At 60.1% G+C, this 25,078-nt stretch carries 18 protein-coding genes and 1 pseudogene; 8 read left to right on the top strand and 11 right to left on the bottom strand.

The window, feature by feature from the left end; genetic code table 11:
* Window positions 1-3 precede the first annotated feature (3 nt).
* The 3 genes from HPT27_RS18800 to HPT27_RS18790 all read left to right on the top strand — a co-directional run bounded on the left by HPT27_RS18800 (window position 4) and on the right by HPT27_RS18790 (window position 3,744).
* The gene (locus HPT27_RS18800; protein WP_172246686.1) at window positions 4-831 is read left to right on the top strand and encodes a cyclase family protein; all 828 of its coding nucleotides are present in this window, start codon (window positions 4-6) and stop codon (window positions 829-831) included.
* Window positions 832-920: 89 nt separating this feature from the next.
* Window positions 921-2,192, top strand: a complete 1,272-nt coding sequence (gene kynU / locus HPT27_RS18795; protein WP_172246684.1) for a kynureninase — start codon at window positions 921-923, stop codon at window positions 2,190-2,192.
* A 184-nt stretch (window positions 2,193-2,376) separates the two neighbouring features.
* Window positions 2,377-3,744, top strand: coding sequence for an FAD-dependent oxidoreductase (locus HPT27_RS18790; RefSeq protein WP_328820734.1), 1,368 nt, complete (start codon window positions 2,377-2,379; stop codon window positions 3,742-3,744).
* Window positions 3,745-3,833: 89 nt separating this feature from the next.
* Here HPT27_RS18790 and HPT27_RS18785 read toward each other — a convergent pair whose 3' ends face one another.
* Both HPT27_RS18785 and HPT27_RS18780 read right to left on the bottom strand, forming a co-directional pair.
* Window positions 3,834-5,954 carry a patatin-like phospholipase family protein gene (locus HPT27_RS18785; RefSeq protein WP_407951159.1) on the bottom strand — a complete coding sequence of 707 codons (2,121 nt, stop codon included), beginning with the start codon at window positions 5,952-5,954 and terminating at the stop codon, window positions 3,834-3,836.
* A complete protein-coding gene (locus HPT27_RS18780) occupies window positions 5,951-8,275 on the bottom strand; it encodes a di-heme-cytochrome C peroxidase (RefSeq protein ID WP_211198122.1) in 2,325 nt (774 codons plus the stop codon). Before HPT27_RS18780 ends, HPT27_RS18785 begins: the two co-directional genes overlap by 4 nt.
* A gap of 228 nt (window positions 8,276-8,503) precedes the next feature.
* Between HPT27_RS18780 and HPT27_RS18775 the strand changes: the two genes are divergently transcribed.
* Entirely contained in the window at window positions 8,504-10,327 is a 1,824-nt protein-coding gene (locus HPT27_RS18775; RefSeq protein ID WP_172246678.1) for a sensor domain-containing diguanylate cyclase, read from the top strand.
* A 24-nt stretch (window positions 10,328-10,351) separates the two neighbouring features.
* On the top strand, window positions 10,352-10,798 hold the full coding sequence (locus tag HPT27_RS18770) for an acyl-CoA thioesterase (protein ID WP_172246676.1): 447 nt from the start codon (window positions 10,352-10,354) through the stop codon (window positions 10,796-10,798).
* A gap of 18 nt (window positions 10,799-10,816) precedes the next feature.
* Here the strand turns inward: HPT27_RS18770 and HPT27_RS18765 are convergent, their stop codons facing one another.
* Window positions 10,817-12,823, bottom strand: coding sequence for a tetratricopeptide repeat-containing diguanylate cyclase (locus tag HPT27_RS18765; protein WP_172246674.1), 2,007 nt, complete (start codon window positions 12,821-12,823; stop codon window positions 10,817-10,819).
* Window positions 12,824-13,043: 220 nt separating this feature from the next.
* On the opposite strand from HPT27_RS18765, the gene HPT27_RS18760 reads away from it, so the two are divergent.
* A complete protein-coding gene (locus tag HPT27_RS18760) occupies window positions 13,044-14,108 on the top strand; it encodes a M28 family peptidase (RefSeq protein ID WP_172246672.1) in 1,065 nt (354 codons plus the stop codon).
* Window positions 14,109-14,169: 61 nt separating this feature from the next.
* Here HPT27_RS18760 and HPT27_RS18755 read toward each other — a convergent pair whose 3' ends face one another.
* The 7 genes and pseudogenes from HPT27_RS18755 to ilvC all read right to left on the bottom strand — a co-directional run.
* Window positions 14,170-14,718 (bottom strand): DUF1444 family protein, encoded by a 549-nt coding sequence (locus tag HPT27_RS18755; RefSeq protein ID WP_172246670.1) that lies wholly within the window; start codon window positions 14,716-14,718, stop codon window positions 14,170-14,172.
* 207 nt (window positions 14,719-14,925) lie between these two features.
* Complete coding sequence (gene ilvD / locus HPT27_RS18750) at window positions 14,926-16,782, bottom strand: dihydroxy-acid dehydratase (RefSeq protein WP_172246668.1); 1,857 nt, start codon at window positions 16,780-16,782, stop codon at window positions 14,926-14,928.
* Between the two features lie 100 nt (window positions 16,783-16,882).
* A complete protein-coding gene (locus HPT27_RS18745; protein ID WP_172246666.1) occupies window positions 16,883-17,848 on the bottom strand; it encodes a branched-chain amino acid transaminase in 966 nt (321 codons plus the stop codon).
* On the bottom strand, window positions 17,811-19,502 hold the full coding sequence (gene cimA / locus HPT27_RS18740; RefSeq protein WP_172246664.1) for a citramalate synthase: 1,692 nt from the start codon (window positions 19,500-19,502) through the stop codon (window positions 17,811-17,813). The genes HPT27_RS18745 and cimA overlap by 38 nt, the downstream gene beginning before the upstream one ends.
* A 10-nt stretch (window positions 19,503-19,512) precedes the next feature.
* Window positions 19,513-19,770, bottom strand: a complete 258-nt coding sequence (locus HPT27_RS18735) for an ACT domain-containing protein (RefSeq protein ID WP_172246662.1) — start codon at window positions 19,768-19,770, stop codon at window positions 19,513-19,515.
* The gene (gene ilvG / locus HPT27_RS18730) at window positions 19,758-21,416 is read right to left on the bottom strand and encodes an acetolactate synthase 2 catalytic subunit (RefSeq protein ID WP_172246660.1); all 1,659 of its coding nucleotides are present in this window, start codon (window positions 21,414-21,416) and stop codon (window positions 19,758-19,760) included. The genes HPT27_RS18735 and ilvG overlap by 13 nt, the downstream gene beginning before the upstream one ends.
* A 106-nt stretch (window positions 21,417-21,522) precedes the next feature.
* A pseudogene (ilvC, locus tag HPT27_RS18725) lies at window positions 21,523-22,539 on the bottom strand (ketol-acid reductoisomerase); the annotation flags it as partial.
* A 453-nt stretch (window positions 22,540-22,992) separates the two neighbouring features.
* Here ilvC and HPT27_RS18720 point away from each other — a divergent pair.
* Both HPT27_RS18720 and HPT27_RS18715 read left to right on the top strand, forming a co-directional pair.
* The gene (locus HPT27_RS18720) at window positions 22,993-23,664 is read left to right on the top strand and encodes a TetR/AcrR family transcriptional regulator (protein ID WP_172246656.1); all 672 of its coding nucleotides are present in this window, start codon (window positions 22,993-22,995) and stop codon (window positions 23,662-23,664) included.
* A gap of 169 nt (window positions 23,665-23,833) precedes the next feature.
* Window positions 23,834-24,184 (top strand): hypothetical protein, encoded by a 351-nt coding sequence (locus HPT27_RS18715; RefSeq protein WP_172246654.1) that lies wholly within the window; start codon window positions 23,834-23,836, stop codon window positions 24,182-24,184.
* A gap of 10 nt (window positions 24,185-24,194) precedes the next feature.
* Here the strand turns inward: HPT27_RS18715 and rsmI are convergent, their stop codons facing one another.
* Entirely contained in the window at window positions 24,195-25,052 is an 858-nt protein-coding gene (rsmI, locus tag HPT27_RS18710; RefSeq protein WP_172246652.1) for a 16S rRNA (cytidine(1402)-2'-O)-methyltransferase, read from the bottom strand.
* Window positions 25,053-25,078: the final 26 nt, after the last annotated feature.

Below are 25,078 nucleotides of genomic sequence, written 5' to 3'. Positions count from 1 at the left end.
CACATGAAACTCACGATGCAGTTGGCAGGGCAACGGTTTGCCGTCCGCTTGAGTGAAGCGGTATCGCTGGCCATTCCCTTGCACTTCAACGGCCCGCAGCCAAACCATTTTGGCGCGGCGACCGCCCAGGCCAAACCGATGCAGGCCGGTGATTGGGTCGGCGATACCCGGCGTGGCGGCAGCTGCAATGTGCCGGAGCTGAGCTTGAATCCGCATTGCAACGGCACCCATACCGAATCGGTCAGCCACATCGTCAATGAGCTGCATTCGATCAATCGCAGCGCCCGCGATTTGCTGGTGCCGGCAACTCTGATTTCGGTCAACCCGGTCGCCGCCAATCAGTGCAGCGATCACTACACGCCGGTGCTGGCGCCGGCTGATCAGGTCATCACGCAGGTGACGCTGCAGCGGGCGCTGGATGGCATCGGCAATGACTGGCTGGCGGCACTGGTCGTGCGCACCTTGCCAAACGGTCGCGACAAACAGACGGCGCGCTACGGCGACAGCCATCAACCGCCATTTTTCACCCGCGAAGCAATGCAGTACTTGCGCCTGCGCGGTGTTCAGCATTTGCTGGTCGATTTTCCGTCGCTGGACAAAATGCACGACAACGGTCATCTGACCGCGCATCACCTGTTCTGGGAGGTTGCCGAAGACAGTCATGGTCCGGCACCCACAGCGGCGCTACAGCGCACCGTCACCGAAATGGTGTTTGTCCCGGACAGCCTGCGCGACGGTCTTTATCTGCTCAATTTGCAATTGCCGGCATTCGAGCTGGATGCGGCACCGAGCAGGCCTTTTCTGCTGCCACTGGAGCCAGACCATGCCTGAACCTGTCTGCACGCAAGCGCCAGCGGCGTTTGCCTTGAATCTGTATTGCTCCGACTCACCACACCGATCGCTGTCGATGGAGAACTGCCATGCTTGAGAACAATCTCGCTTTTGCCCAGAAACTCGACGGTGCCGACCCGCTGCATGGGATGCGCAACCAGTTTCACATTCCGCGCCATCAAGGCCACGATGAAATCTATCTGTGCGGCAACTCGCTCGGTCTGCAACCGAAGCGCACCGCTGACTATGTCGATGAATTGCTGAAAGACTGGCAGCAAATGGGCGTCAAAGGCCATTTCGCGGCCAAACATTCCTGGCTGCCCTATCACGAATTCCTGACCGAGGCTTCGGCCCAGCTGGTCGGCGCCTTGCCGCAGGAAGTGATTTGCATGAACTCGCTTACCGTCAATCTGCACTTGCTGATGGTCAGCTTTTACCGGCCGAGCAAAGAGCGATACAAGATCCTGATTGAGGACCACGCTTTCCCGTCGGATCACTATGCGGTCGAATCGCAGCTGCGCTTCCATGGTCTTGATCCCAAAGAAGCACTGGTGCTGGCCAAGCCGCGCGCCGGCGAAGACTGCCTGCGTCAGGAAGATCTGGTTGAGCTCATCAAACGCGAAGGTAAACAGCTGGCACTGGTGCTGCTGCCGGGTGTGCAGTACTACACCGGTGAAGTGCTCGACATGGCCGCGATCAGCGAAGCCGGTCACGCCGTCGGTGCCACCGTCGGCTTTGATTTGGCGCATGCGGTCGGCAATATCGTGCTCAACCTGCACGACTGGAATGTCGACTTTGCCGCCTGGTGTTCGTACAAGTATTTGAACAGCGGTCCCGGCTCGGTGGCTGGCGCTTTTGTTCACGAAAAACATCTTGGCCAGACGCTGCCGCGCTTCCACGGCTGGTGGGGCCAGAACAAATCGATTCGCTTCCAGATGGGTCCGGAATTCGATCCGATTCCAACTGCGGAAGCCTGGCAGTTATCGAATCCACCCATTCTGTCGCTGGCGGCCGTGCGTGCCTCGCTCGACACCTTCATGGCGGCGGGCGGCATGCATCCGCTGCGGAAAAAGTCACTGGAGCTGACCGGCTACCTGCGCTGGCTGTTGGAGCAGGAACTCGGTGACGCCATTCATGTGCTGACGCCGTATGAACCGCGTCGGCACGGAGCCCAATTGTCGCTGACGGTGAAGCTGCACGGCCAGAGCGCCAAGCAGGTGCAACAAAAGCTGGAAGATCAGGGCGTCACCTGCGATTTTCGCGAACCCAACGTGATGCGCGCAGCACCGGCGCCGCTGTACAACAGCTTTGAAGATGTCTGGCGCTTTGTACAGATCCTGAAGAAGACGGCGCAGGGTTGAATGATAGCGCTGGCGCGTTTTGCCACTACCGCATCGATGGCGCTCAACCACCCCTAACCCCTCCTTGAAAAGGAGGGGGATTGGATTGGCTGGCGTGTCTTGCTCCCCTCCTTGTCAAGGAGGGGATGGGGGTGGTTGGTGACCGAAGCCGCCAGCCGATCATCAAAATTTTTTTGCTGACCGCATAAACGCGGAGAGAAATGGAATGAAACCACAACACATCACTCTGATCGGCGCCGGTCTGGTCGGCTCGCTGCTGGCGGTTTATCTGGCCCGTCGCGGCTACGACGTGACGATAATCGAAAAGCGTCCCGACATGCGCACCGCGGCCATCAGCGCCGGCCGCTCGATCAATCTGGCGCTGGCCAACCGGGGCATTCGGCCGCTGGAAGAGCTCGGGCTGATGCAGCAGGTTCGCGACATCATCATTCCGATGAAAGGCCGGATGCTGCACGACGAACAGGGCCAGACCCAGTTGGTTCCATACGGCCAGCAGCCGCACGAAGTGATCTACTCGGTCTCCCGCGGCGAGCTGAACAAGCTGCTGATGACGGCCGCGGAAGCAACCGGCAAAGTCAAAATTGTGTTCGAGACTGGCATCGAGCAGATTGACTTCAACCAGCAACGCATTCTGCTCAAGCACGAACAAACCGGCGCCCAGCAGCCGCATCACTTCGAGCTGCTGATCGGTGCCGATGGCGGCGGCTCGGTGGTGCGAAAGGCCATCGATGCGCTGCACGGCAAGGCCAGCATCGAAGAGAAGCTGTTCCACTCTTATAAAGAGCTAAATATTGCTGCCGGCGCCAACGGCAGCTTCCGCATCGAAAAGGAAGCGCTGCACATCTGGCCGCGAGGCGATTTCATGATGATCGGCCTGCCAAACAACGATGGCAGCTTCACGATGACGCTGTTTGCCCCGGATCAGGGTGCGGTCAGTTTTGCCGCGCTCCATGACCACGCCAGCTTCACCCGCTTCTTCGAACAGAATTTTGCCGACGCACTGAAACTGATGCCGGATGCGGCCGAGACTTACTTCCGTAACCCGACCGGCTTCCTCGGCACCGTGCATTGCCCGAACTGGTATGTGCAGAACAAGGCGCTATTGATCGGCGATGCCGCGCACGCCATTGTTCCGTTCCACGGTCAGGGCATGAATTGTGGTTTTGAAGACTGTTTTGATCTGAACCGTCTGCTCGACGAGCACCACGACAACTGGCAGCCGGTTTTCGCCGCTTACGCGGCGGCACGCAAACCCAATGGCGAAGCGATTGCCCTGATGGCCCAGGAAAACTATGTCGAGATGCGGGCGACGGTACGCGATCCGAAATTCCAATTGAAGAAAACCGTTGGCTTCGAATTGGAGAAACGCTGGCCGCAGCTATTCAGCCCGCGCTATTCGATGGTGATGTTCCAGCATATTCCGTATGCCGAAGCGCTGCGCCGCGGCCGGATCAATGACGATATTCTGGCCGCGCTCTGCGACCCGATCGAGCAAGCGGAGCAAGTGGACTACATCTTGGCCGAACAACTGATTCGGCAAAAGCTGGGCTAATCACCAAGAACAACAACACAGTTGGGAGCGGCGAACGCCGCTCCCATTTTTTCCGGTAACAACACGCTTTACGCCAACACTTACGCGAACTATGCGGCGTTCATCGCGTTCAATTCACTGGCTCGGTCAAACAGCGCTTCAATCGTTGGCTTGTCCGCCGTGCCGAGTATCTCCCACATCAGCTGCAGACCCAGCTCACGATAGGCATCGAACTGCTGCTCGTCATAGAACTGATCGGCCGTGGATTGATTCGGAAACGCCGGATTGCTGCGCCAATAGCCGTAGATATCGGCGCTCAGTTTGTCCGACAGCATCGCCTTCAGATACAGCAAGCGGCCGGTGCTGCCATCGGCATAGCGGATGTTGCCCAGCACATGCACCTGTTGCCGCAGCGCCTCGCCACGTTCGCGGTAGAACCGATCGGCGTCGATATCCACTTCGACGTTGAAATCGGCCCGCGCCCGCTGCACCGCCTTGCCGAGATCAGCCAGCGTGCAATCCGGATCGGCGCCGGCATCGCTGACGATGATGTAACGGCAATTCCGCCGCAGTAATTCGTAAACGCCGAGATTCTCGAAATGGCCGCCATCAGCCAGATGAATGTGCTTTTGGGTTTCGGCCAATCCCACGCCCAGCATCTCGCGCAAAATCAATTGGTACCAGGCCGGCAACCGCAGCTTGCGCGGCGGCGTCCGTGGGTTCAGCGTCCAGATGCCGAGCCGGATGTTCAGCAGGGACATCAGGAAACTGATCGGCCGCGCCTTGGTGGCATACATGTCCGGATCAACCGCGGCGCCGGAAACCGAAAACGCTGTCGACAGGGTCAGGCCACCGTTCAGGTAATCCTGCGTGCGGCGAAAACCGGTGCTGGTCGAACCGCAGTACAGCGCTGACAGCACCATGTTCTCGCCGTTGCGGCTGCGCAGTTTTTCTTGATTGGAACTGGTGGTGTTCAGGGTGGTGTTGATCAAATGCAGCGGCGAGCCGGACTGCGGGCTTAGCTCCGCCAAGCGGAACTGCAATGGCAAGCGCGTGCTGGTGTCCGCATCGGCCGTTTTCACCACCGGCAGATACGCTTCTGCCAACCGGCCGCGATAATAGCTGTGCATGGAAATGCCGTTGATATCCACCACCATTGCCAGCACCAGCGACAGCGCGCACCAGCCGACGAACAACGACGACGACATCAGCTCGGTATGATTGGCGAGGTGATACAGCAGAGTGAAAAAACTGTACAGCAACAAGCCAAGACCGATCACAGCGACCGTGCCGGCGCCACTTTTGTTGGCTCGCCACATGGCGGTGGCACCACCGAGCATCGGCAGCAAATAAGACAGATGGCGAGCGATTTCACCGGCACCATCCACCCGCACATAGCGCATGACGGTTTCTTCAATGCCGGTGAACACCGGCAGCAATCCGGCCGCAAGCCCAATCACGCCGATGGCCAGCAAGCGGCCGAACAACCGGCGAAAGAAAAAATCGGCCGTCAGCCGGCGCAACGGTGGCAATACGGTGCTGAGCGCAAAGACCAGCATGGCCAGCAGATACAACAACCAGGCTGCGACTCCCGCCAGCACCAGCAGCATGAAGCCGTCGTGTCCGGTCAGGGCATGAGCGCCGGGCAAATGAAGCGAGGCTGGCCACGACAAGGCAATCCAGTCGCGGCTCGCGCCACCGATAAGCAGCAAGAACAGCGGCAGCAACACGATGAGATTCAGCAGAGTGCCCGCCAAAATGCTGCCAGCCAGCGCCCAGCCGGAAAAGCCGCGACCGCTAATCAGATAACTGCCGTGCGCGCGCAACCAGTCGAGCACCGAGCCATGACCACTGGCGAGCGGCAAAGAGCCGATTTCCTGCCGGGCAGAAAACGGAAACTGGCTGCGCAGCCAACTCAGACAGGACGCGACATAACCGCCGCCAGACACCGACGACAGATAATCGATGCGGCTCAGCAATCCTTTGCGCTGCAGCGCCTGCAAAACGCCGAGATTGAATGAAGCCGAACGGATACCGCCGCCGGACAAGGCCAGCCCGACCGTTGGCGCTTCGGCAGCAATACCGCCGGCAGCCGCGCGGCGCTGTTGCAACCATTGCTGCTCGGCGCTGGCAACCGCAGCAAAATCGGCGCTGTACGAAGGTGCGTCGATTGGTGTGTTGACCGATGTGCCAATCGGCGTGTTGCTCTGGTTTTCAGTTGCGCGAATCACAGTGATTGCCCCCACAGCTGACATTGTGGCGGCTCATAGCCGGCGGGCGTTGGCGGGTCGCGGTGCACTTTCAGGTATTCGATGATGGCGTAGCGCTGTTCGTCACTGAACTCCGGCCCGATCACTCCGGATGGCAACGGATGGGCTTGTGGATCCTGCAGATGCTGTTGCCAGAGCGTGGCATCGGCAGCAAATGCGTGACCGCTGTTGTGATTGCCGGGAATGCTGGTATCAAGCCAGAAACCGTCGGCGTCGCCGTCTTCATCTGGCGTGGTCAGGTAACCGACATGAACCGGATCGTAATCACGGCGGCCGACAAAGAATTTTTTCTCCCGCTGTTCTGGTGGCAGCAGCATTTGATACAGCGTCGGTACCGAGCCGTTATGCAGGAACGGTGGCGTCGCCCACACGCCTTCCAGCGGCCTGGGTTTGTAACCGGCGATCACCTGCGGCAAATCGAGGGCGCCAAAACCTTCCAGACATTGCTGGGTCGGGTAATCGATGCCGTAATCGGCATAGAACCGGTTCTTGATCAGAATGCCAGTGATGTTGAGCGCCAAGCCTTCATCGATATGTTTGACATCCAGTGCGGCCAGTCGCTGCTCGATGGCGGCCGCAGCTTGCCGGACATTCCATAACAGGTTGGCGGTGTGGCAATCCAGATCGCAGTTCAGCGGATCGGCCGGTGCGTCTGTCAGAGTCACCGGTGCCGGTAGCAAGGCCGACAGCGCGCCATCGATTTGCCGGAACGCGTCAACCGGCAGTTGCAACACGGCATTGGCATCGGGGTCCGGGTAGTTTGCCAGCAGCGTCGGCAAGTCACCGAGCGGTCGCTGCTGCTGCGTTCGCAGATCAATCACCTCACGCAGCCGGAACCGAATATCGCGCGCCAGCTGACGCTGGAACAGCGGCCGCAGTGCGGCACTGAGGTCGGCATTGCTGAGGCCGGTGGCACTCAGATCGTAATGGCGTTCAATAAAACCTTTTGCGGCGGTCGGGTCAGTGCCGATATGTTCCAGCGGAATCACTTCAATGCGCCATTCCAGATCCGGCGACGGCTTCAGCGGCGCGCTCGCCTGCTGGCGGGCGGCATCGGCCGGATGCGGGCCATGGCAACCCTGACAATGCTGCTTGAACAGCATCTCACCCTGCGCGGCCTTGACCGGATCGATCGCGCCCAACAGCGCTTCCGGCCAGCGCGGTGGCGTCAGCTTTTGCAGGTTGTGTTCGATGCGTTGCAGCGCCGCGATATCGACGCTGCTACGGAAGCGTTCGGCAGCCGGCAGCGGTTCGTTCATGTCGCTACGCAGCGGATTGATGGCGCCGACGCCGAGCGCTTCACCGATATTGCGCGCCAGCGGCTGCGCCACCGAGCCGTTGTACTGAACCCAGTCGAACTTCCAGATATTCCACAGATACGGATAGCTGACTGGCGCATCGCCTTGCTGATAATTGGCCGGCACCAGATGATCACCAAACGCGGTATTGCCGATCCGGCCTAGCGCATCGGTGCGGCCAAAACCTTCGTGCACCGGATACAGATTACGCAATGGATTGTTCTGACCACTGGCCAACATCGCCTTGATCGAAGCCCACAGCGCGGCTTTCAGTTGCGGCTTGCCGGTCGGATAGCCTTCGGCCAAAACATTTTTGGCAAAGCGATCAAATTTCCACGGCTTGATTACGGTGTCGATCAGCGAGGCCAGCAGCACCGGGGCAAAACTGCCGCGCGACATGTCGGTGAACGCATGCATGGCCTGGCCACCGTCAATGCGAATGGCGTAACGCTTGCCGGCCTTTTGCTGATGAATTTCACCGGTATGGCAGGCCGCACAGCTGATGTCGAGCACGTATTCGCCAACACCGGGATCAAAATGCTTGCTGAAACCAACCGGCAAGTGATCTGGGTTGGCCGGTGTCGGCTGCGGATCGACAATGAAGCGGTATTTGCGCAGATGTTCCGGGTCGGCAAAGCGTTGCTCGGAAAACGGCAGCTCCAGTTTGACGAACCAGTCATAACGGACCGCGCCAAGCGAAGCCCCCTGCGGCATCGACGCGCCCTGGCCGGTGTAGTAATAACGCTCGCGGCCGGCCGCTTGCTGACCCTCACCCCAGTTCTGATCGAGGTAGACGTATTCATCGACAGGTTCCAGCGCCGGAATATTGTGTACCGGCCACAGCACAAACCACGCAAAGCCGGCAGCCCCCAGCAGCACCAGCGCAGCAACGACCGCCAGCAGCCATTTCAGCACGCGCCCCAGCGACAGTGCCATCAGGCCCTGCCAGCGGCGACCGAGCCACTTCACAATTTTCCCCACCATAGCCGTGCTCCTTGAATTGTTTTTCGTTATCGTGGCGCGGACCGCCCGGCGGTGCGGCAGCGCTGCGATTGCAGCACTCGCGCTCTGCGCGCACACTAGCGCCCGGTCAGCTATTTGTCACGGCTGTTCCAAGTGGTCGGGGGTGCCGATCACCCGATTTGCGATGAACCGGCTTTGCCGTGCACCCCACCCCTTGCACAAGAAAAACAACGCAGGAAGATCAGACTTATGTTGTCGCGCGCCGTCACGTTTCTCGCCCGCCTTTCCGCCCCGCTGCGCCGGCTGGCGCCACTCGCCTTCAGCTTGTCGATACTGGCAACCGGCAGCGCGATACTGCTGGCGCCGCGCGCGGCAGCCGATCAGGCAGCGGCATTTGCACTGAGCGAGACCATGGCTCAGGAACAACTGATCGGCCATCTCGAACTGCTGGAAGACAAAACCGGCCAGCTCGACATCGCCGACGTCGCCGTGCCAAGTGCCGCGTTTCAGCTGGCCAGTCTGAAGAGCACCAATATCGGTTTTACGCCGTCGGTCTGGTGGGCGCGACTGACACTGCGCAACGCCAGCGACCAGCGGCTGGTGGCAATGCTGCGACAAACCTATCCGCTGATTGATTACGTCGATCTGTATGAGCGCGCCGAGGACGGCAACTGGCAACGGCACAGCACCGGTGACCGACGCAAATTTGCCGAGCGTGACATCGCCCATCGCGATTTCATTTTTCCGCTGGCGGTGCCGGCCGGGCAGGACCGGACCTATTACCTGCGCTATCAATCGCAAGGGCCCATCGACATCAGCCTGTCGCTGACCAGTCCGGCCAAGCTGGTGGCCGGGATCAGTCGCGAGCAACTGGCCTACGGAATTTATTATGGCGCCGTGATCATGCTGCTGGTCTGGAGCATGCTGGTTTTTGTCGCGGTGCGTGACAAAGCGTTCCTGGCTTACTTCGCCTACGTTGCCTGCTTTGGTTTGTACATGGCCACGCACAACGGCCTCGCCTTCCAGTTTCTCTGGCCGAACAGCCCGACCTGGGGTAACACCGGATTGATTGTGTTGCTGTGCGCGTCGCTATTGTCAGCGCTGCAGTTCGCCCGAATGATTTTGCATGCCCGTGACTACGCGCCGCGATTGGACAAACTGGCCAAAGCGCTGCAGGGCGTCGCCTTGCTGGCGCTACTGGCGGCGCCGATTCTGCCGTATGCCACCTTGATCGTGCCGGTGACGCTGCTGATTTTGCTGTCGGTGGTGTTCATGCTGATCATGGGCTGTGTCAGTGCCATGGCCGGGTCGATTCCGGCGCGCTATTTCCTGCTCGCCTGGGGCGCATTTCTGGCTGGCTCGATCATCTATCTGTGGAAAATATTCGGCGTACTGCCGCACACCTTCATGACCCAGAACAGCTGGCAGATCGGCTCGCTGCTGGAAATGATTTTGCTGTCACTGACCCTGAGCAGCCGGATGAACGAGCTGCAACACCAAAGCCGCACCGATGCCCTGACCCAGCTCGGCAATCGCCGCTTGTTCGATGACAAATTGCCGGCCGCCACCGCCGTGGCGATACAGCAGCGCAAACCGTTGGCGCTGCTGGTACTCGATATCGATCATTTCAAGCAGTTCAATGATCGCCATGGTCACGCCCAAGGCGATGAAGCCATCAAGCGGGTGGCCCATGCCCTGCGCAAGCACGTGCGCAAGCCCTATCTGGCCTGCCGTTACGGCGGCGAGGAATTTGCCGTGATTCTACCGGGCGCCAGCCATGACGATGCCCGGGTGCTGGCGGAGCGGCTGCGCAGCACGGTGCAAGGTGATGGCGCCGATGGCTACCCGATTACCATCAGTATTGGCGTCGGCAGTCTCGAAGACTGCGAGGAGAAAAGCGCCGACAAATTATTCGAGGCAACCGACTTCGCGCTCTACACCGCCAAGGAGCAGGGCCGCAATTGCTGCGTGAGTTTCCGCGACTGCCAGTCGCGCCGTGACGAAAGCAATGCGGCTGGCGCAGCCCCGACCATGAGTCCGCCGACCATGAATGCGGCGACCAGCAATACCTGAACGCTGGCAAGGAGCATCCCGATCATGACTGCGGCATTTTCCCGCCAGTTCATCGCCCGCTGGGCCGATATGGATTTCAACGGCCACATGGCCAACACCGCCTATTTCAATTTTGCCGCCGATCTGCGCTTCACCTTTTTTCAAGACTGCGGTTTTCCGGCCAGCGAGTTCACAAGGTTGCAGATTGGTCCGGTGGTGTTTCGCGACGAGGTGGATTACTACCGGGAGTTTCGCTTGCTGGAGCCGATCACGGTGACCCTGCAACTGGAAGCACTCAGCGACGACGGCAGCCGGTTCAAGCTGCGCAATGAATTTTTCAAGGACAGCGGCGAATTGGCCGCGCGGGTGATTTCAACCGGTGCCTGGCTGGATCTGACCGCGCGCAAATTGACCGTGCCGCCAGCCGGACTCGCCAGCGCCCTGCAACAACTGCCACGCAGCGAAAGCTTCAGCGTCATCGCAAAAAAATGACGCCGCTAACGGCCTGAATCAATCATCCTCTTCCGCTGGTGCGGCACCTGGGCCGAGCACCTCCACTGCCGTGACCAAATGATGGCGAATCGCGTGCGCCAGATTCTGTTCCAGCGCCGGAGCGATTTCCTGATAGTTGCCGTTGACCTTCAGCACGCCGTAGGCGCGATTGCGGCCACGGCCTTTGCCGAGATACAGCGCCAGATCGGCCAGCAGTACCGCGCGCTCCCAACCAAACTCCGCTTCCGGCAAATCACCAAACGGCAACGGCACAAAACCGGCCGATGCGGTCACCGCAATCGCTTTGCCATCGTGCTCAACCGGCGTGGTGCCGAGCCGTGCCAGAACCCGCGCCACCACATCCTGCAGCGCCTCGCTGGTGGTGCCGCGGATATACAACAGAAATTCCTCACCGCCCCAACGCAACACCATGTCGCGATCGCGCATGCCTGAACTCAGTCGCTTCGCCACTTCAATCAACACGGCGTCACCGGCGGCGTGACCAAAACTGTCGTTGATGCGCTTGAAGTGATCGATATCGAGCAGGACAAAGGCATCGACCGTGGTATCGCTGTCAGTGCGTCGTTCCTGTTCGTTCCAGCGCCGATCCATTGCCAGTTGAAAGGAGCGCCGATTGAACAGGCCGGTAAGTGGATCGCGAATCGATTGATCGGCCAGCTGGGCGTTGGCCGCCTGCAAGCGGCGATTGGCATCGCGCACCCGCCAATATGACAACGTGACCACCGCGCCAGCTAAAACAACGGTCAGCGCGACCAGACCAACCACCCATTGAAACAACCGTCGGTTGTCGATTTCGGCGGACTGCAGCTGATTCTCGCGCTCCAGCAATTCGATTTGTTTTTGCCGGGCAGTGGCATCAAAGCGTTCCTGCAACTCCGTCACCGCGCGTTGCCGCGAGGCCGAAAACAGTTGCTCGCGAACGCTGATCTGCCGACGCAGGCTGGCGATGGCTTCGGCCTGTTCACCGGCAGTCTCGGCCGCCGTGCCCAACTCGGTCAGCACCAGATCTTCGGTAGCCAAATCGCCTATCGATTGAAACGTTTGCCGAGATAAGCGCAGCTCCTGCAAGCCTTGTCGATGCAAACCTTTGCCGACCAGCGCAATGCCAATATTGGCGCGGGCGATCGCCTCGGTGCTGACCGCTTTGATTTGCTGCGCCAGCACCAGCGACTGCTGGGCGTAATTGATGGCCTCGTCAAAATCCTTGCGCTGCAGGGCATCGTCTGAAAGGTTGGTCAACGCCGTGGTTTCGCTGCTGCGTTCACCGATTTCGCGCGCCAGTTGCAGAGCTTTCAGTGATGCCGTTTTGGATTCGTCATGCCGGCCCAACGATGACAGCGCATAACCCAGATTGAGATTGAGCGTGGCCAGCATGCGCTTGTTGCCACCGGCCTCGGCCAGCGGCAGCGCGCGTTGCAGATAACTCAGCGCCTGGTCCGGTTGCCGCAAATTGAGGTAGAGCGCGCCGAGATTATTCAAGGTTTGCAGTTCGCGCGGTGCCCGCTGCGGACCCGACTGTTCCGCCAGCGGCAGCGCCTGCAAATGTTCAGCCAGGGCATTTTCAAAATCGCTGACATCGGAATACAGAATGCCGGCGCGGTTGTGCACGAGATAGCGCAGCCGCAAATCGCTGACTTTTTGCAGCAGCGCCAACGCTTCCCGCATCAGCGCCAGACCTTCGGCCGGTTTGCCGGCATCCTTCAGGTTCTGCGCCTGCGCCACCATGCTCTCGATGCGTGGAGCCACCAGACCGCTGCGCTGCGCCAGCGCAGCCAGTGCGTCGGTTAGCTGCTGCGCCTGCGCACTGTCCTCACGCAAATAGGCCATGGCCAGTTGCAAAGACAACCACTGGTACTCAAGTTCGGGCGTTCGTTCGGCGGGAATCTGCTTGGCCAGTGCAGCCACGGCTTGCTGGGTAGCGGCCTCATCGGTCAGCGCGCGGATGCTGGCGATTTCCGCCAGCCATCGGGACTCATCCTGCTCGGCAGCCGCCCATGACGGCACGGATGCATTCAGTAACAAGCAAAGAGCGACCAGAAGCCGACGCAAGGGCATGAGCGCGATACAATCCGCGATGAGGGTTGCTGCAAGCATAGCAGGCGCCGGCGGGTCCGGCGGTCGCTGTCTGGCCGAGAGAACTGGCGTATGACGCGAGCAGCGATTTGCCTTGATGTCCCGCCAAAGCGGTGACGCCATCCCGCAGACAAAAAGAGGCCTATCCGGCATGAAGCGATTTTTGATCACACTGGCGCTGTTCGCTGCCAGTACCACCGCAGTGCGCGCGCAAGCACCGGCCTCCGATTTGGCGGCCAGCCAGCGCTGGCTCAGCACCCTGGCCGCCGATGCCGCGGCCGGTCGGCGTACCGGCAGCCCCGAGCAGCAGCGCATCGGCGATTGGTTGGCGGAGGAGTTTCGCGCGCTTGGCCTGAAACCACTGGCCGCCAATGGCAGCTATTTCCAGCCGTTCACCATTACCGGCAAGGATGGCAGCACGTTCGCCGGTCGCAACGTGTTGGCGGTGTTGCCGGGCACCCAGCCGGCGGCTAGCGCCGAGTACATTTTGCTGTCCGCGCATTACGACCATATTGGTACCGATAGCAAAGCCGTCGGTGACGATCACGTTTTCAACGGTGCCGATGACAACGCCTCCGGCGTCACCACCATGCTCGGCATTGCCCGGCAATTGCAGCAGCAGCTGGCACGCGGCGGCGCCAGACCAACGCGCAGCATCGTGTTCGCGGCCTGGGATGGCGAAGAGTTTGGTTTGAAGGGCTCGGCGCATTTTGTCCAGCAGCCGTTGCTACCGCTGGCGCGCATCGTGACCAATCTGAATTTTGAAATGGTCGGCGTCACCGAAGGCAAACACCAACGCAACCTGTGGATGACCGGCTGGCAACATTCAGAATTGTTCGACACGCTGAAACCGCTGCTGGCGCAAAAAGGTTGGTCGCTGGAAGCCGATCCGTATCCGGACTGGCATCTGTTCCTGCGCTCGGACAATGCCGCCTTTGCGTCGGTGAAAAATATCGGCAGCGAACAGGCGCCACACTGGCTCGGCATTCCGGCCCATTCGCTGTCGGTCTGGCGCGGTCAGGAGCATTATCACGCGCTCAATGATCAGATTGACCTGATCGATCTGGACAACCTGACTGAGCTGTCCAACGTGATGACTGATGTGGTGACCGTGCTCGCCAGACCGCAAAGCAAAATCGAATGGAAGGTGGCGAAGGACAATCCGTTCAGCCGACTGCCGGAAAACGAATCCGCACCAATGACCGGTTCGCCTTGAGCAGGATTTTCCAGCAATAAAAAAGCCGGCAATAGCCGGCTTTTTTTGCGCTCACAGCAAGCTAAAGCACCAAAGTTTCGGTGCCGTATTCTTCCCAGCCGCCGTTGCGACGAACATAAATCCGATCGCTGAGCCGGGCATCACCACTGCCGGCCAGCGCCTTGATTGCCGCTTTCAGCAAGGTCAGTCCGGCTTTGGCGCGAGAGCCGGTGAACACCAGACAGGCCTGGGCCGGTACCGCCACCAACAGCTCGCCTTCCACGTCCTTGGCCATGCCATCCCAGAAATGATCGAGCAGCAGCAAACAAGCTTCGTCGCGGCCATTGGCTTTCAACAGATACGTTGGACCACGGCCCATGCGTTCGACTTTCGACAGCCGCTCACGCAAATTGTTGAGCGCAGTCAGCAACAACTCAAAACGCTGCAAACCCAGCGCGGGCAAATTGTCTTCGGTAATGAAAACCCGGCTCAGCTCATCTTCGACAGCAAAGACGATCGTCAGGCCGGGCGCGAAGGTATCGCACAAGGCGTTGTCCGGCACAAAGGACGGCACCCGCTCCAGCGCGAAGATGATTGGATACAGTTTGTTTTGCGGAAGTTTGCGCATCATCCACCACGCGGGCGCGCCAGCGGCGGCCCGGATTTGCTGTGAGGCTGGCATGATAACGCAGGAGTCGCCGACCCGGGCAGCACATCTGTGCGTTGCCGCCCGAATCGGCGATTACGCCACAGTCAGATTGACGGGCGCCGGATTCACCGAATCACAGATTCAGTAGGAAACTGGCTTACCGAATAACAGGTTCGCCGGGTGACAGGCTCACCGGGAAACGGGTTCACCGGGTAGCAGCCGGACTGCACCTCTGTCCGCACTGCTGGCAAACAGCGCATAGGCGCGCAGCGCCTGCGACACCTCTCGCACGCGTTGCCGTGGCGACCACGCCGCGTTGCCGCGGGCACGCTCAGCCACCTCGCGTCGGGCAATTTCGGCCGCCGGCACAACCAGCTCCAGCCGGCGTTGCGGAATATCGATGTCGATCCGATCGCCTTCCTGCACCAATGCAATCACGCCACCACTGGCCGCCTCCGGCGAAACATGGCCAATGGACAAACCGGAAGTGCCACCGGAAAAGCGGCCATCGGTGATCAGCGCGCAAGCTTTGCCGAGTCCTTTTGCTTTCAGATAGCTGGTCGGGTACAGCATTTCCTGCATGCCGGGGCCGCCGCGCGGACCTTCGTAACGGATGACCACGATGTCACCGGCAACAATCTGATCAGCCAGAATGGCTTGCACCGCATCGTCTTGCGATTCGAACACGCGCGCGCGACCGGTAAAGGTCAGGCAACTGGCATCGACGCCGGCCGTTTTGACAATGCAGCCGTCGACCGCAAGATTGCCGGACAGCACCGCCAAACCACCGTCTTGGGAAAACGCATGGGCGCGATCCCGAATGCAGCCGTCGTGGCGATCGGTGTCCAATGTTGGCCAGCGCGCGCTTTGGCTGAACGCCTGACTGCTGCGCAAGCCGCCCGGTGCGGCGCGATAAAATTGCCGCGTTGCCTCGGTCACGTTCTGGGTGATGTCGTGCTGGGCGATGGCAGCGCCGAGCGTCGCGCTGTGCACGGTCGCGGTTTCGGTATGCAACAAACCGGCGCGACTCAGTTCGGCCAGAATGCCGTAGACCCCGCCGGCGCGATGGACATCTTCGATATGGTATTTCTGCGTCGACGGCGCGACCTTGCACAGATGCGGCACTTTCTTTGATAGCCGATCAATATCCGTCATGGTGAACGGCACACCGGCTTCATGCGCAGCCGCGAGCAAATGCAACACGGTATTGGTCGAGCCACCCATCGCGATGTCCAGCGTCATGGCGTTTTCAAAGGCGGCGAAATTGGCAATGGCGCGCGGCAACAACTGCGCTTCATTGCCGTCGTAATAGCGTTTGGTGATCTCGACGATGGTCTTGCCGGCCTGGACAAACAATTCACGCCGGTCAGTGTGACTGGCCAGCATCGTGCCGTTACCTGGCAGCGCCAAGCCCAGCACTTCCAGCAGGCAGTTCATCGAGTTGGCGGTGAACATGCCGGAACAACTGCCGCAGGTTGGGCAGGCGTTATGCTCGGTCTCGGCCACTTGCTCATCGGAAACGTTTGGATCAGCGGCCATCACCATGGCATCGACCAGATCCAGCTTGATGGTTTCGCCGCCACGGACGACCTTGCCGGCTTCCATCGGACCGCCGGAAACAAACAACGCCGGAATGTTCAGCCGCAGCGCCGCCAGCAACATGCCGGGCGTGATCTTGTCGCAGTTGGAAATGCAGATCATCGCGTCGACGCAATGACCGTTGGCGACATACTCGACCGAATCAGCGATCAATTCGCGCGACGGCAAGCTGTACAGCATGCCGCCGTGACCCATGGCAATGCCGTCATCGATAGCAATGGTGTTGAATTCGCGCGGCACGCCGCCGGCACCACGCACGGCTTCCGACACCAGCTCGCCTATCTGTTTCAGATGGACATGGCCCGGCACAAACTGCGAATACGAGTTGACCACCGCGATCAGCGGTTTGTGAAAATCGTTGTCACCGAGGCCGGTAGCGCGCCAGAGCGCGCGGGCGCCCGCCATGTTGCGGCCAGTGAAGGTGGTTTTGGAGCGATAGGTCGGCATGGACAGATCTTTTCAAAAGAAGAATGGTGTAGGAGCGAGCTTGCTCGCGATTCATTCAGCCAGCAAAGGCATCGCGAGCAAGCTCGCTCCTACCAGAAAATCAGGCGTAAGCCGCGTGGACAAACGCCGAGGCCGGGTTCTCGACCGGATCCAGCCAGCCCCAGATATCCGGCGTCTGGCCATTGAACAGACCGAAGAATTTCTTCTGGATCGCTTCAGTCACCGGACCGCGTTTGCCCGCACCAACTTTCAGGCCATCGACCGCCCGCACCGGCACAATTTCCGACGCGGTGCCGCACAGGAAAATCTCATCGGCGACATAGAGCGATTCGCGGGCGATGTTTTCTTCCTTGACCGTGTAACCCAACTCCTTCGCCAGCACCATCACGGTATCGCGGGTGATGCCCGGCAAAATCGACGCGGTCAGTGGCGGCGTGTAAATGGTTTTGTTCTTGACCAGAAACACGTTCTGACCGGCCCCTTCCGAGACCATGTTGTTGTGATCCAGCGCCAAGCCTTCGTGATAACCGTGGCGACGAGCTTCACGAGCAATCAGCGCGCCGGATAGATAATTACCGCCGGCCTTGGCGCCGGTCGGCATGGTGTTCGGCGCCAACCGATGCCAGCTCGACACGCCGACATCGACACCGGTTTCCTGCGTGCCGGCACCGAGGTAGGCGCCCCACTCGAACGCGGCAACGACCAAATCAATTGGCGTCTCCGCATCCGGGACAATGCCGATGCCGCCATAGCCGACATAGGCCAGCGGTCGCAGATACGCCAACTTCAGACCATTCGTGCGAACGATTTCCTTGCAGGCCGTTTCCACTTCATGCCGGGTGTAAGGAATGTCCATGCGGTAAATCTTGGCTGAGTCATACAAGCGCTGAATGTGATCGCCAAGCCGGAAAATGGCGGTGCCCGACGGTGTGTCATAGGCGCGAATGCCTTCGAACACCGACGAACCGTAGTGCAGCGCATGGGTCATTACATGCACGGAGGCATCAGCCCAGGGTTTGATCTGGCCGTTATGCCAGATTTTCGCAGGTGCGTTCAGAGCGGCCATGGTGGTTTCCTTTGTTTACGTCGTAGTCGGTTTCAGTAGCGGTTTCAGTAGCAATATCAGTAGGTATATCAGTCAATGGCTGCGCTGCAAAGCACGGGCTTTGTAGCCGCAGCACAAATAATTCCAGGCTGTCACACAGCGCTTCGGCGCTGGCAGCAATGATGTTGTCGGAACAGCCGACGGTACACCAGCGCTGCTCGCCATAAGCGGCCTCGATCCAGACCCGTGTCGTCGCGCCGGTCGCGGCTTCCGGGTCCAGAATGCGCACCTTGTAATCGGTCAGGCGCACGCCTTCCAGTTCAGGATAGAACGGTTTCAGCGCTTTTCTGAGCGCAGCATCGATGGCCGCAACCGGGCCGGTCGCTTCGGCGGCGGTGAGTTCCTCTTTGGCTGCCACCGCGACTTTGGCCGTGGCCAGACTCGGTTCACTGATGCCCTCACGCTGCGCGGTGTGCACATGCAGATCACGCACCGCAAACGGCGGCTGATAGCCGGCCTGATGACGGCGGACAATCAGTTCGAAACTGCCATCGGCGGTTTCCAGTTGCAGGCCGCGCGCTTCCGCCAGTTTGATCTGTTCGGCAATGCCCAGCTCTTCGCCTTGAACATCAAGGCCGAGTTCGCGCGCACGCAGCCGGACATTGCCGCGCCCCGCCAGCTCCGACACGATCACTTGCCGGCCATTGCCGACCAGCAGCGGGTCAATGTGCTCGTAACTCGCCTGCAATTTTTCAATGGCGGCGACATGCAACCCGCCTTTGTGGGCAAAGGCGTTGACACCAACAAACGGCGCAAACGCATCCGGCGCCAGATTGGCGATGTCGGCAACCGCGCGCGACAGCCCGGTCAGCTTTGCGAGCTGACTGGCGGCCTGACAGCGGTAATCCGTCTTCAAGGCCAGATTGGCCAGAATCGATACCAGATTGGCATTGCCGCAGCGCTCGCCAATGCCGTTAATCGTTCCCTGCACTTGCCGCGCACCAGCCTGCACGGCGGCCAGCGAATTGGCGACCGCCAGCTCGCTGTCGTTGTGGCAGTGCACGCCAATCGGCGTGGTCAGTTTTGCCCGCACCGCCGTCACCACCGCGCCAATCTGCGCCGGCAGGCTGCCGCCATTGGTGTCGCACAGCACCAGCCAATCGGCGCCGGCTTCGCTCGCCGCCTGCAAACAGGCCAGCGCATAGTCACTGTCTTCCACGAAGCCGTCGAAGAAGTGCTCGGCATCGAGCACCACTTCCCGGCCTTCGTCTTTCATCAGCTTGACGCTGTCGTTAATGACTTTGAGATTGTCCTCGCGTGTGGTCCGCAAAATGTACTCGACATGCAGCGGCGAACTTTTGCCGACCAGTGTCACCACCGGCGTTTGCGCGTCCAGCAAGGCCAACAGCTGCGGATCGGTACTTGCTGCCCGATCCACGCGCCGGGTGCTACCGAAGGCGGCAACGCGGGTATGTGGCAAACTCAACTCGCGCACCTGCCGGAAGTACTCGGCATCCTTCGGATTTGAACCCGGCCAGCCGCCTTCGATGACATCGATGCCGAAATCGGCCAGCAATTGGCTGATGCGCAGCTTGTCGTTCAGCGAAAAGCTGATGCCCTGACGCTGGGCGCCATCGCGTAGCGTGGTGTCATAGAGCAGGACCGCAGGCTTCATCTCAGTCTACTTACACCGCGTTCCGCAACATCGGCTGCGCTGCCATGGATTGCACCGCAACCACATCGACCAGTTTGGCCAACTGCTTCTGCAGATTGTCACTTTCGCGCTCACCCGACAGCCGCAGCGTGACTTCGTACAGCGACGGATCACGACCGTTCTGCACCAGCAGCGAGTCCACGGCAAAACCGCGATGGCGGGTGACCCGCAACAAACGCTCCAGCGCGCCTTCACTGTTGCGGACGGTCAGAAACATCACGTTGTCCATGCGCCTTCTCCTTCCATCATGTCATCGTTGGCTTTGCCTGGCGCTACCAGCGGCCAGACGTTTTCTTGCGGATTGATCGCCACGTGCAGCAGCAGCGGCCCTTCGGTTTCCAGCAGCAGGCGAATCGCCTCATCCTGCTGCGAGCGGCTGTCGATGCGCACGGCCGGAATGCCGAAGGCTTTCGCCAGCGCAACAAAGTCCGGGTTGTCCGACAGATCGATTTCGCTGTAGCGGCCGGCGAAAAACAGCTGCTGCCACTGCCGCACCATGCCTAGCGCCTGATTGTCCAGCAGCACGATTTTGACCGGCAGCTTGTAACGGTTGATGGTCGCCAGTTCCTGCAGATTCATCTGGAACGAGCCATCGCCACTGACGCAGATCACCCGCGCTTCCGGGCAAGCCAGTTGCGCACCAATTGCCGCCGGCAAGCCATAACCCATCGTACCCAGACCGCCGCTCGACAGATGCTGGCGCGGCGCCCGGAAACCGTAGTGCTGGGCCACCCACATCTGGTGTTGACCAACATCACAGCTGACATAGGTATTGTCATCGGCTTGCTGTGACAACGCGGCCAGCAAACCGGGCGCGTAGATGCCGGTGCCCGGCGCGTCATAGCGAAACGCAAACGCTTGGCGATCCGCCAGACATTGTTCGCGCCAGTTGTCGCAATGGGCCGGCACAGCGAGCGCAGGCAGCAAGCATTTCAGGTCACCGCGCAGGCTGATCTGAGCGTGGCGCAGCTTGTCGAACTCGGCATCGTCGATATCCAGATGAATCACCCGCGCATTTGGTGCGAAGGCCGCCAGTTTGCCGGTAGCACGATCATCAAAGCGGGCGCCGACAACAATCAGCAAGTCACAGCGCTGCACGGCAAAATTGGCCGCCTTGGTTCCGTGCATGCCCAGCATGCCCAAATTGAGCGGATGCTCGAATGACACGGCCCCCAAACCCTTCAAGGTGCTGACCAGCGGGATCTGTGTGGTTTCGACAAAATCGCGCAAGGCTTGGCTGGCATTGCCGAGCACGACACCGCCACCGACATACAGCAAAGGCCGCTGCGCTGATGAGATCAGGGCACGTGCCTGATGAATGCCGGCCCGATCCAGTTCGGCCGCTTTTTCTGCTTTCGGCATGGCAAGCTCGGCGCTGCAGATCGCGTTCTGGACGTCTTTCGGAATGTCGATCAGCACCGGGCCCGGCCGACCGCTCATCGCGATCTGGCAGGCTTCGTGAACGATGCGCGGCAGATCGTTGACATCACGCACCAGAAACGAATGCTTGACGATCGGCAGCGTCATGCCGAACACATCGACTTCCTGAAAGGCATCGGTGCCGATCAAGGGATTCGCCACTTGCCCGGTGATGGCCAGCATCGGCACCGAATCCATGTAGGCATTGGCGATGCCGGTGATCAGATTGGTGGCGCCCGGGCCACTGGTCGCCATACACACACCCAGACGACCACTGGCCCGGGCATAACCGTCAGCCGCCAGCGCCGCGCCTTGCTCGTGCCGACACAAAATGTGCTGCAACGTGCTGTCCAGCAGCGCGTCGTACACCGGCATGATGGCGCCACCCGGGTAGCCGAAGATGATCTCGACACCTTCGGCTTCCAGGGCTTTGCACAATGCTTGCGCGCCGTTCACGTTATGGTTTCCTGTTCGCGTTAGCCGACGGTTAGTATTTTTCGGTTTCGCGAAAGGCGACCGCTTTCGGATTCAGCGCGCCACCACCGGTTGTTGCAAAGGCACCGTTGGCCGCTGACTCCGCGTTCTGATTGCCCGGCAACCAGCGCATGTGGGCGCGCAATTCCGCACCAACTTTTTCAATCGGATGCGCCAAATCGGCTTCCATCAGCGCGCGGTAGCGCTTGCCGCCCGACTCGTGCTCGGCAATCCACTCGCGGGCGAATTCGCCAGTGCGGATCTCGTCGAGAATTTTCGCCATGCGCTCGCGGGTGCCGGCATCAACGATGCGCGGGCCACGGCTCAGGTCGCCGTATTTGGCGGTATCGGAAACGAAATCGTGCATGCGGGCGAAGCCACCTTCGTACAGCAGATCGACGATCAGCTTCAGCTCGTGCAGGCATTCGTAGTAGGCGACTTCCGGCTGATAGCCCGCCTTGACCAGTGTATCGAAGCCGGCCGCGACCAGTTCGGTGGCGCCACCACACAGCACGGCTTGTTCGCCGAACAAATCGGTTTCGGTTTCTTCAGCAAACGTGGTTTGCAGCACGCCGGCACGGGTGCAACCGATGCCATGGGCGTAGGCCAGCGCGCGATCAAAGGCGGTACCGCTGGCGTCCTGATGAATCGCGACCAGACCGGGCACACCGGCGCCTTTCTGGTATTCGGTGCGAACCAGCCGACCCGGGCTTTTCGGCGCAACCATGGTGACGTCGATGTTGGTCGGCGGCTTGATCAGGTTGTAGTGGATGTTGAAGCCGTGGCTGAACATCAGCATCGCGCCCGCTTTGATGTTCGGCGCAATGTCCTGCTCCCAGATCGCTTTCTGAACCAGATCCGGGGTCAGGATCATGACCACGTCGGCATCTTTGGTCGCCTCGGCGAATGGCTTGGTCTTGAAACCGTCGGCCTGGGCGGCGATCCAGGTCTTGCCCTGCGGGCGCAGACCAATGGTGACTTCGAAGCCCGAATCCCGCAGGTTCTGGGCTTGCGCCTTGCCTTGGCTGCCATAGCCGATGATGGTGATGCGCTTGCCTTGCAATGCCGCCGGATGGGCGTCGTCTTCGAAGTACATCTTGGTCATTTTGCTTAGCTCCTTGAGTTTGTCGTTTAGGTCGTGTCGTCGTGTTCAAACTGCCAATGCATTGCCGGAATCGGTTTTTACAAGCCCCAGAAACGACAAACCCCCCGGACCTTTCGGTGCGGGGGGTTTGTCATCTGGAGGTTTTTTTACTGCTTACTGCTTACCTCGCGCGCATACCGTCCCGCACCGTAATCCGAGGATTACAGTAATAAGTACGAGTACGAGAATGCTGCTGCTGCGCAAGGACATCGGAATTTCCACAAGGCCCGAAATCTGGGGTTGCAGCGAAACTAACATGGTGTTCCGGGAACCAGCAAGGCGGGATTTGATAACGTTTGGTTATGAGAACAGCTGTTTGACCGCTAAATTCTGACACGCGGGTCCCGCTCGCTGGACGCTCGCGCCGCGCGAACTATGCTTCGTGAAATTCCCGAGCACAATGGATGGAATCCCATGTCTGACGCTGTACCTGCCACCATGGAGTACCGTGGCCGGAAGACCCGACGCGCTGACGGTCACGCCCGTCGTCAGGCCATTCTGGAAGCCGCCCTCCGCATCATCGTCCGTGACGGCCTGCGCGCCGTTCGCCACCGTGCCGTCGCGCAGGAAGCGCAAGTGCCACTGGCCGCCACGACCTATTACTTCCGCGATCTGAACGAGCTGATCAGCGATGCCTTTACCCTGTTTGCCGAGCGCACGCTGGCCGGTGCCCGGACCTTGGAAAAGGATACCTTCGCTGCCCTCGACAGCAGCAAGAGTGCGCTGTCGACGCCGCAAGGCCGGGAGAAAATGGCGCACTCGTTAACGGATTTCGTCATGCACTTCCTGCGCAGCCAGCTCGCCGACCGCGATGGCCGCCAAGTCGAACAGGCCTTCCGGCAGGAAGCGCTGCGCAACGACAAGCTGGCGTCCGATGTGCAGGTCCCGGACCGCGCCCACCTGAACACGCTGGAGCGGTTTTTCCAGGCGCTCGGCTCAGCCGATGCGGTGGCAGATGCGCATCTGGTGCTGGGTTCGATGGCGCACTGGGAGTTTCATCTGCTGCTCAATGGCGACAGCAAGGAAAACTGGCAGCTGGCCGAACGCAGCTTGCGGCGGTTGCTGAACGGTTTGCTGAGAAGCTGAGTTTGTCACGTAGAAAAAGGCCGCCAATGCGGCCTTTTTTCTTGCGCAATGAAAGCCGAAAACACGCTGCGCTTTTTGCTTCAAGCGGATGGTCGCAACATCCGGATTAAGCCGACATTCAGCAAACTCCGCCCAGACTGTCTGCCCACCCCAGAGCAAGGATGACGCCATGATCACTCGACCAACCGTTCGTTTTCTGTTGGCCGGCTTCAGTATGATGAGCCTGACATTCAGCTCAATGGGTCGCGCCGAGGAAACAGCAGTCCCGCTTTATGATTATCACTATGAGCGCTACGCCGCTGCGGGGCAGCAGTATCAGCGCATTCCTGCTCGCCAACTGCTGCCGGCCGGCGTCGTGCGGGCAAATCCGAAACCGAAAATGGCGTTGCTGGCACCGCTGGCATTGGTGTCACTGTATACCTGCAAAGAGTGCAATCGGCATCTGCCCACAGAAACCGTACCGCTGCATTACTCCACGAACGGCGCCGAAACCAGCATGCAAGTGGTGAAAGTTGACTGAGCGTTGCTTGTCAATCGGGCAACGCGTTCTTCATGGCCAGCGCTTTTTTGTACAGCAGTTTGTGCGGCAGGCCGGTCAATTGTTCGGCAATGGCCACCGCGCGCGACAATGCCAATTCCGGCAACAATAGTTGCAGTACCCGCTCCGCTTCACCGGCATCCGCCGATTCGTCGCTGACTGTTGCACCGCTGATCATCAAGACAATTTCGCCGCGTTGCTGGTTGTCATCCGCTGCAACACGCGCGGCCAGTTCAGTCAGCGTGCCATCCAGAAACGTTTCGAAGGTTTTGGTCAGTTCGCGGGCCAGCACGGCATCGCGCTCGGCGCCAAGGATGTCGGCACAATCTTGCAGTGTTTCCAAAATGCGGTGCGGCGCTTCGTAAAACACCAAGGTGCGCGGATCCGCGACCAGCGCTTGCAAGCGCTCGCGCCGCGCCCCGGCTTTTGCCGGCAGGAAACCTTCAAAGCTGAAGCGATCCGTCGGCAAGCCGGCGCAGCTTAGTGCGGCGATCAATGCGCAGGGGCCCGGCAACGGCGACACTCGGCAGCCCTGTGCCCGCAATGCCCGCACCAGCTTGAAACCGGGATCGCTGATCAGCGGCGTACCGGCATCGGAGATCAGCGCCAGATCGTGGCCTTGTTGCAACAGCTCGACCAATTCGCTCACACGCTGCTGTTCGTTGTGTTCATGCAGGGAACGCAGCGGCGTCCGGATGTCGTGATGGTTCAGCAGCGTCTGACTGTGCCGGGTGTCTTCGGCATAAACGGTGTGCGCGGCGCGCAGCACGCTGACAGCACGTGCCGACCAGTCGGCAAGATTGCCGATGGGTGTCGCAACGACGTACAAAACTCCTGCCCCTGACGGCATAATAGCGGCCCGATTGCTGTGGTCCG

The organism is Permianibacter fluminis (genome assembly GCF_013179735.1).
Taxonomy (GTDB): Bacteria; Pseudomonadota; Gammaproteobacteria; order Enterobacterales; family Permianibacteraceae; genus Permianibacter; species Permianibacter fluminis.
The sequence above is the reverse complement of the archived record's forward strand: the minus strand, read 5'-3'. Positions and strand labels throughout refer to the sequence as shown.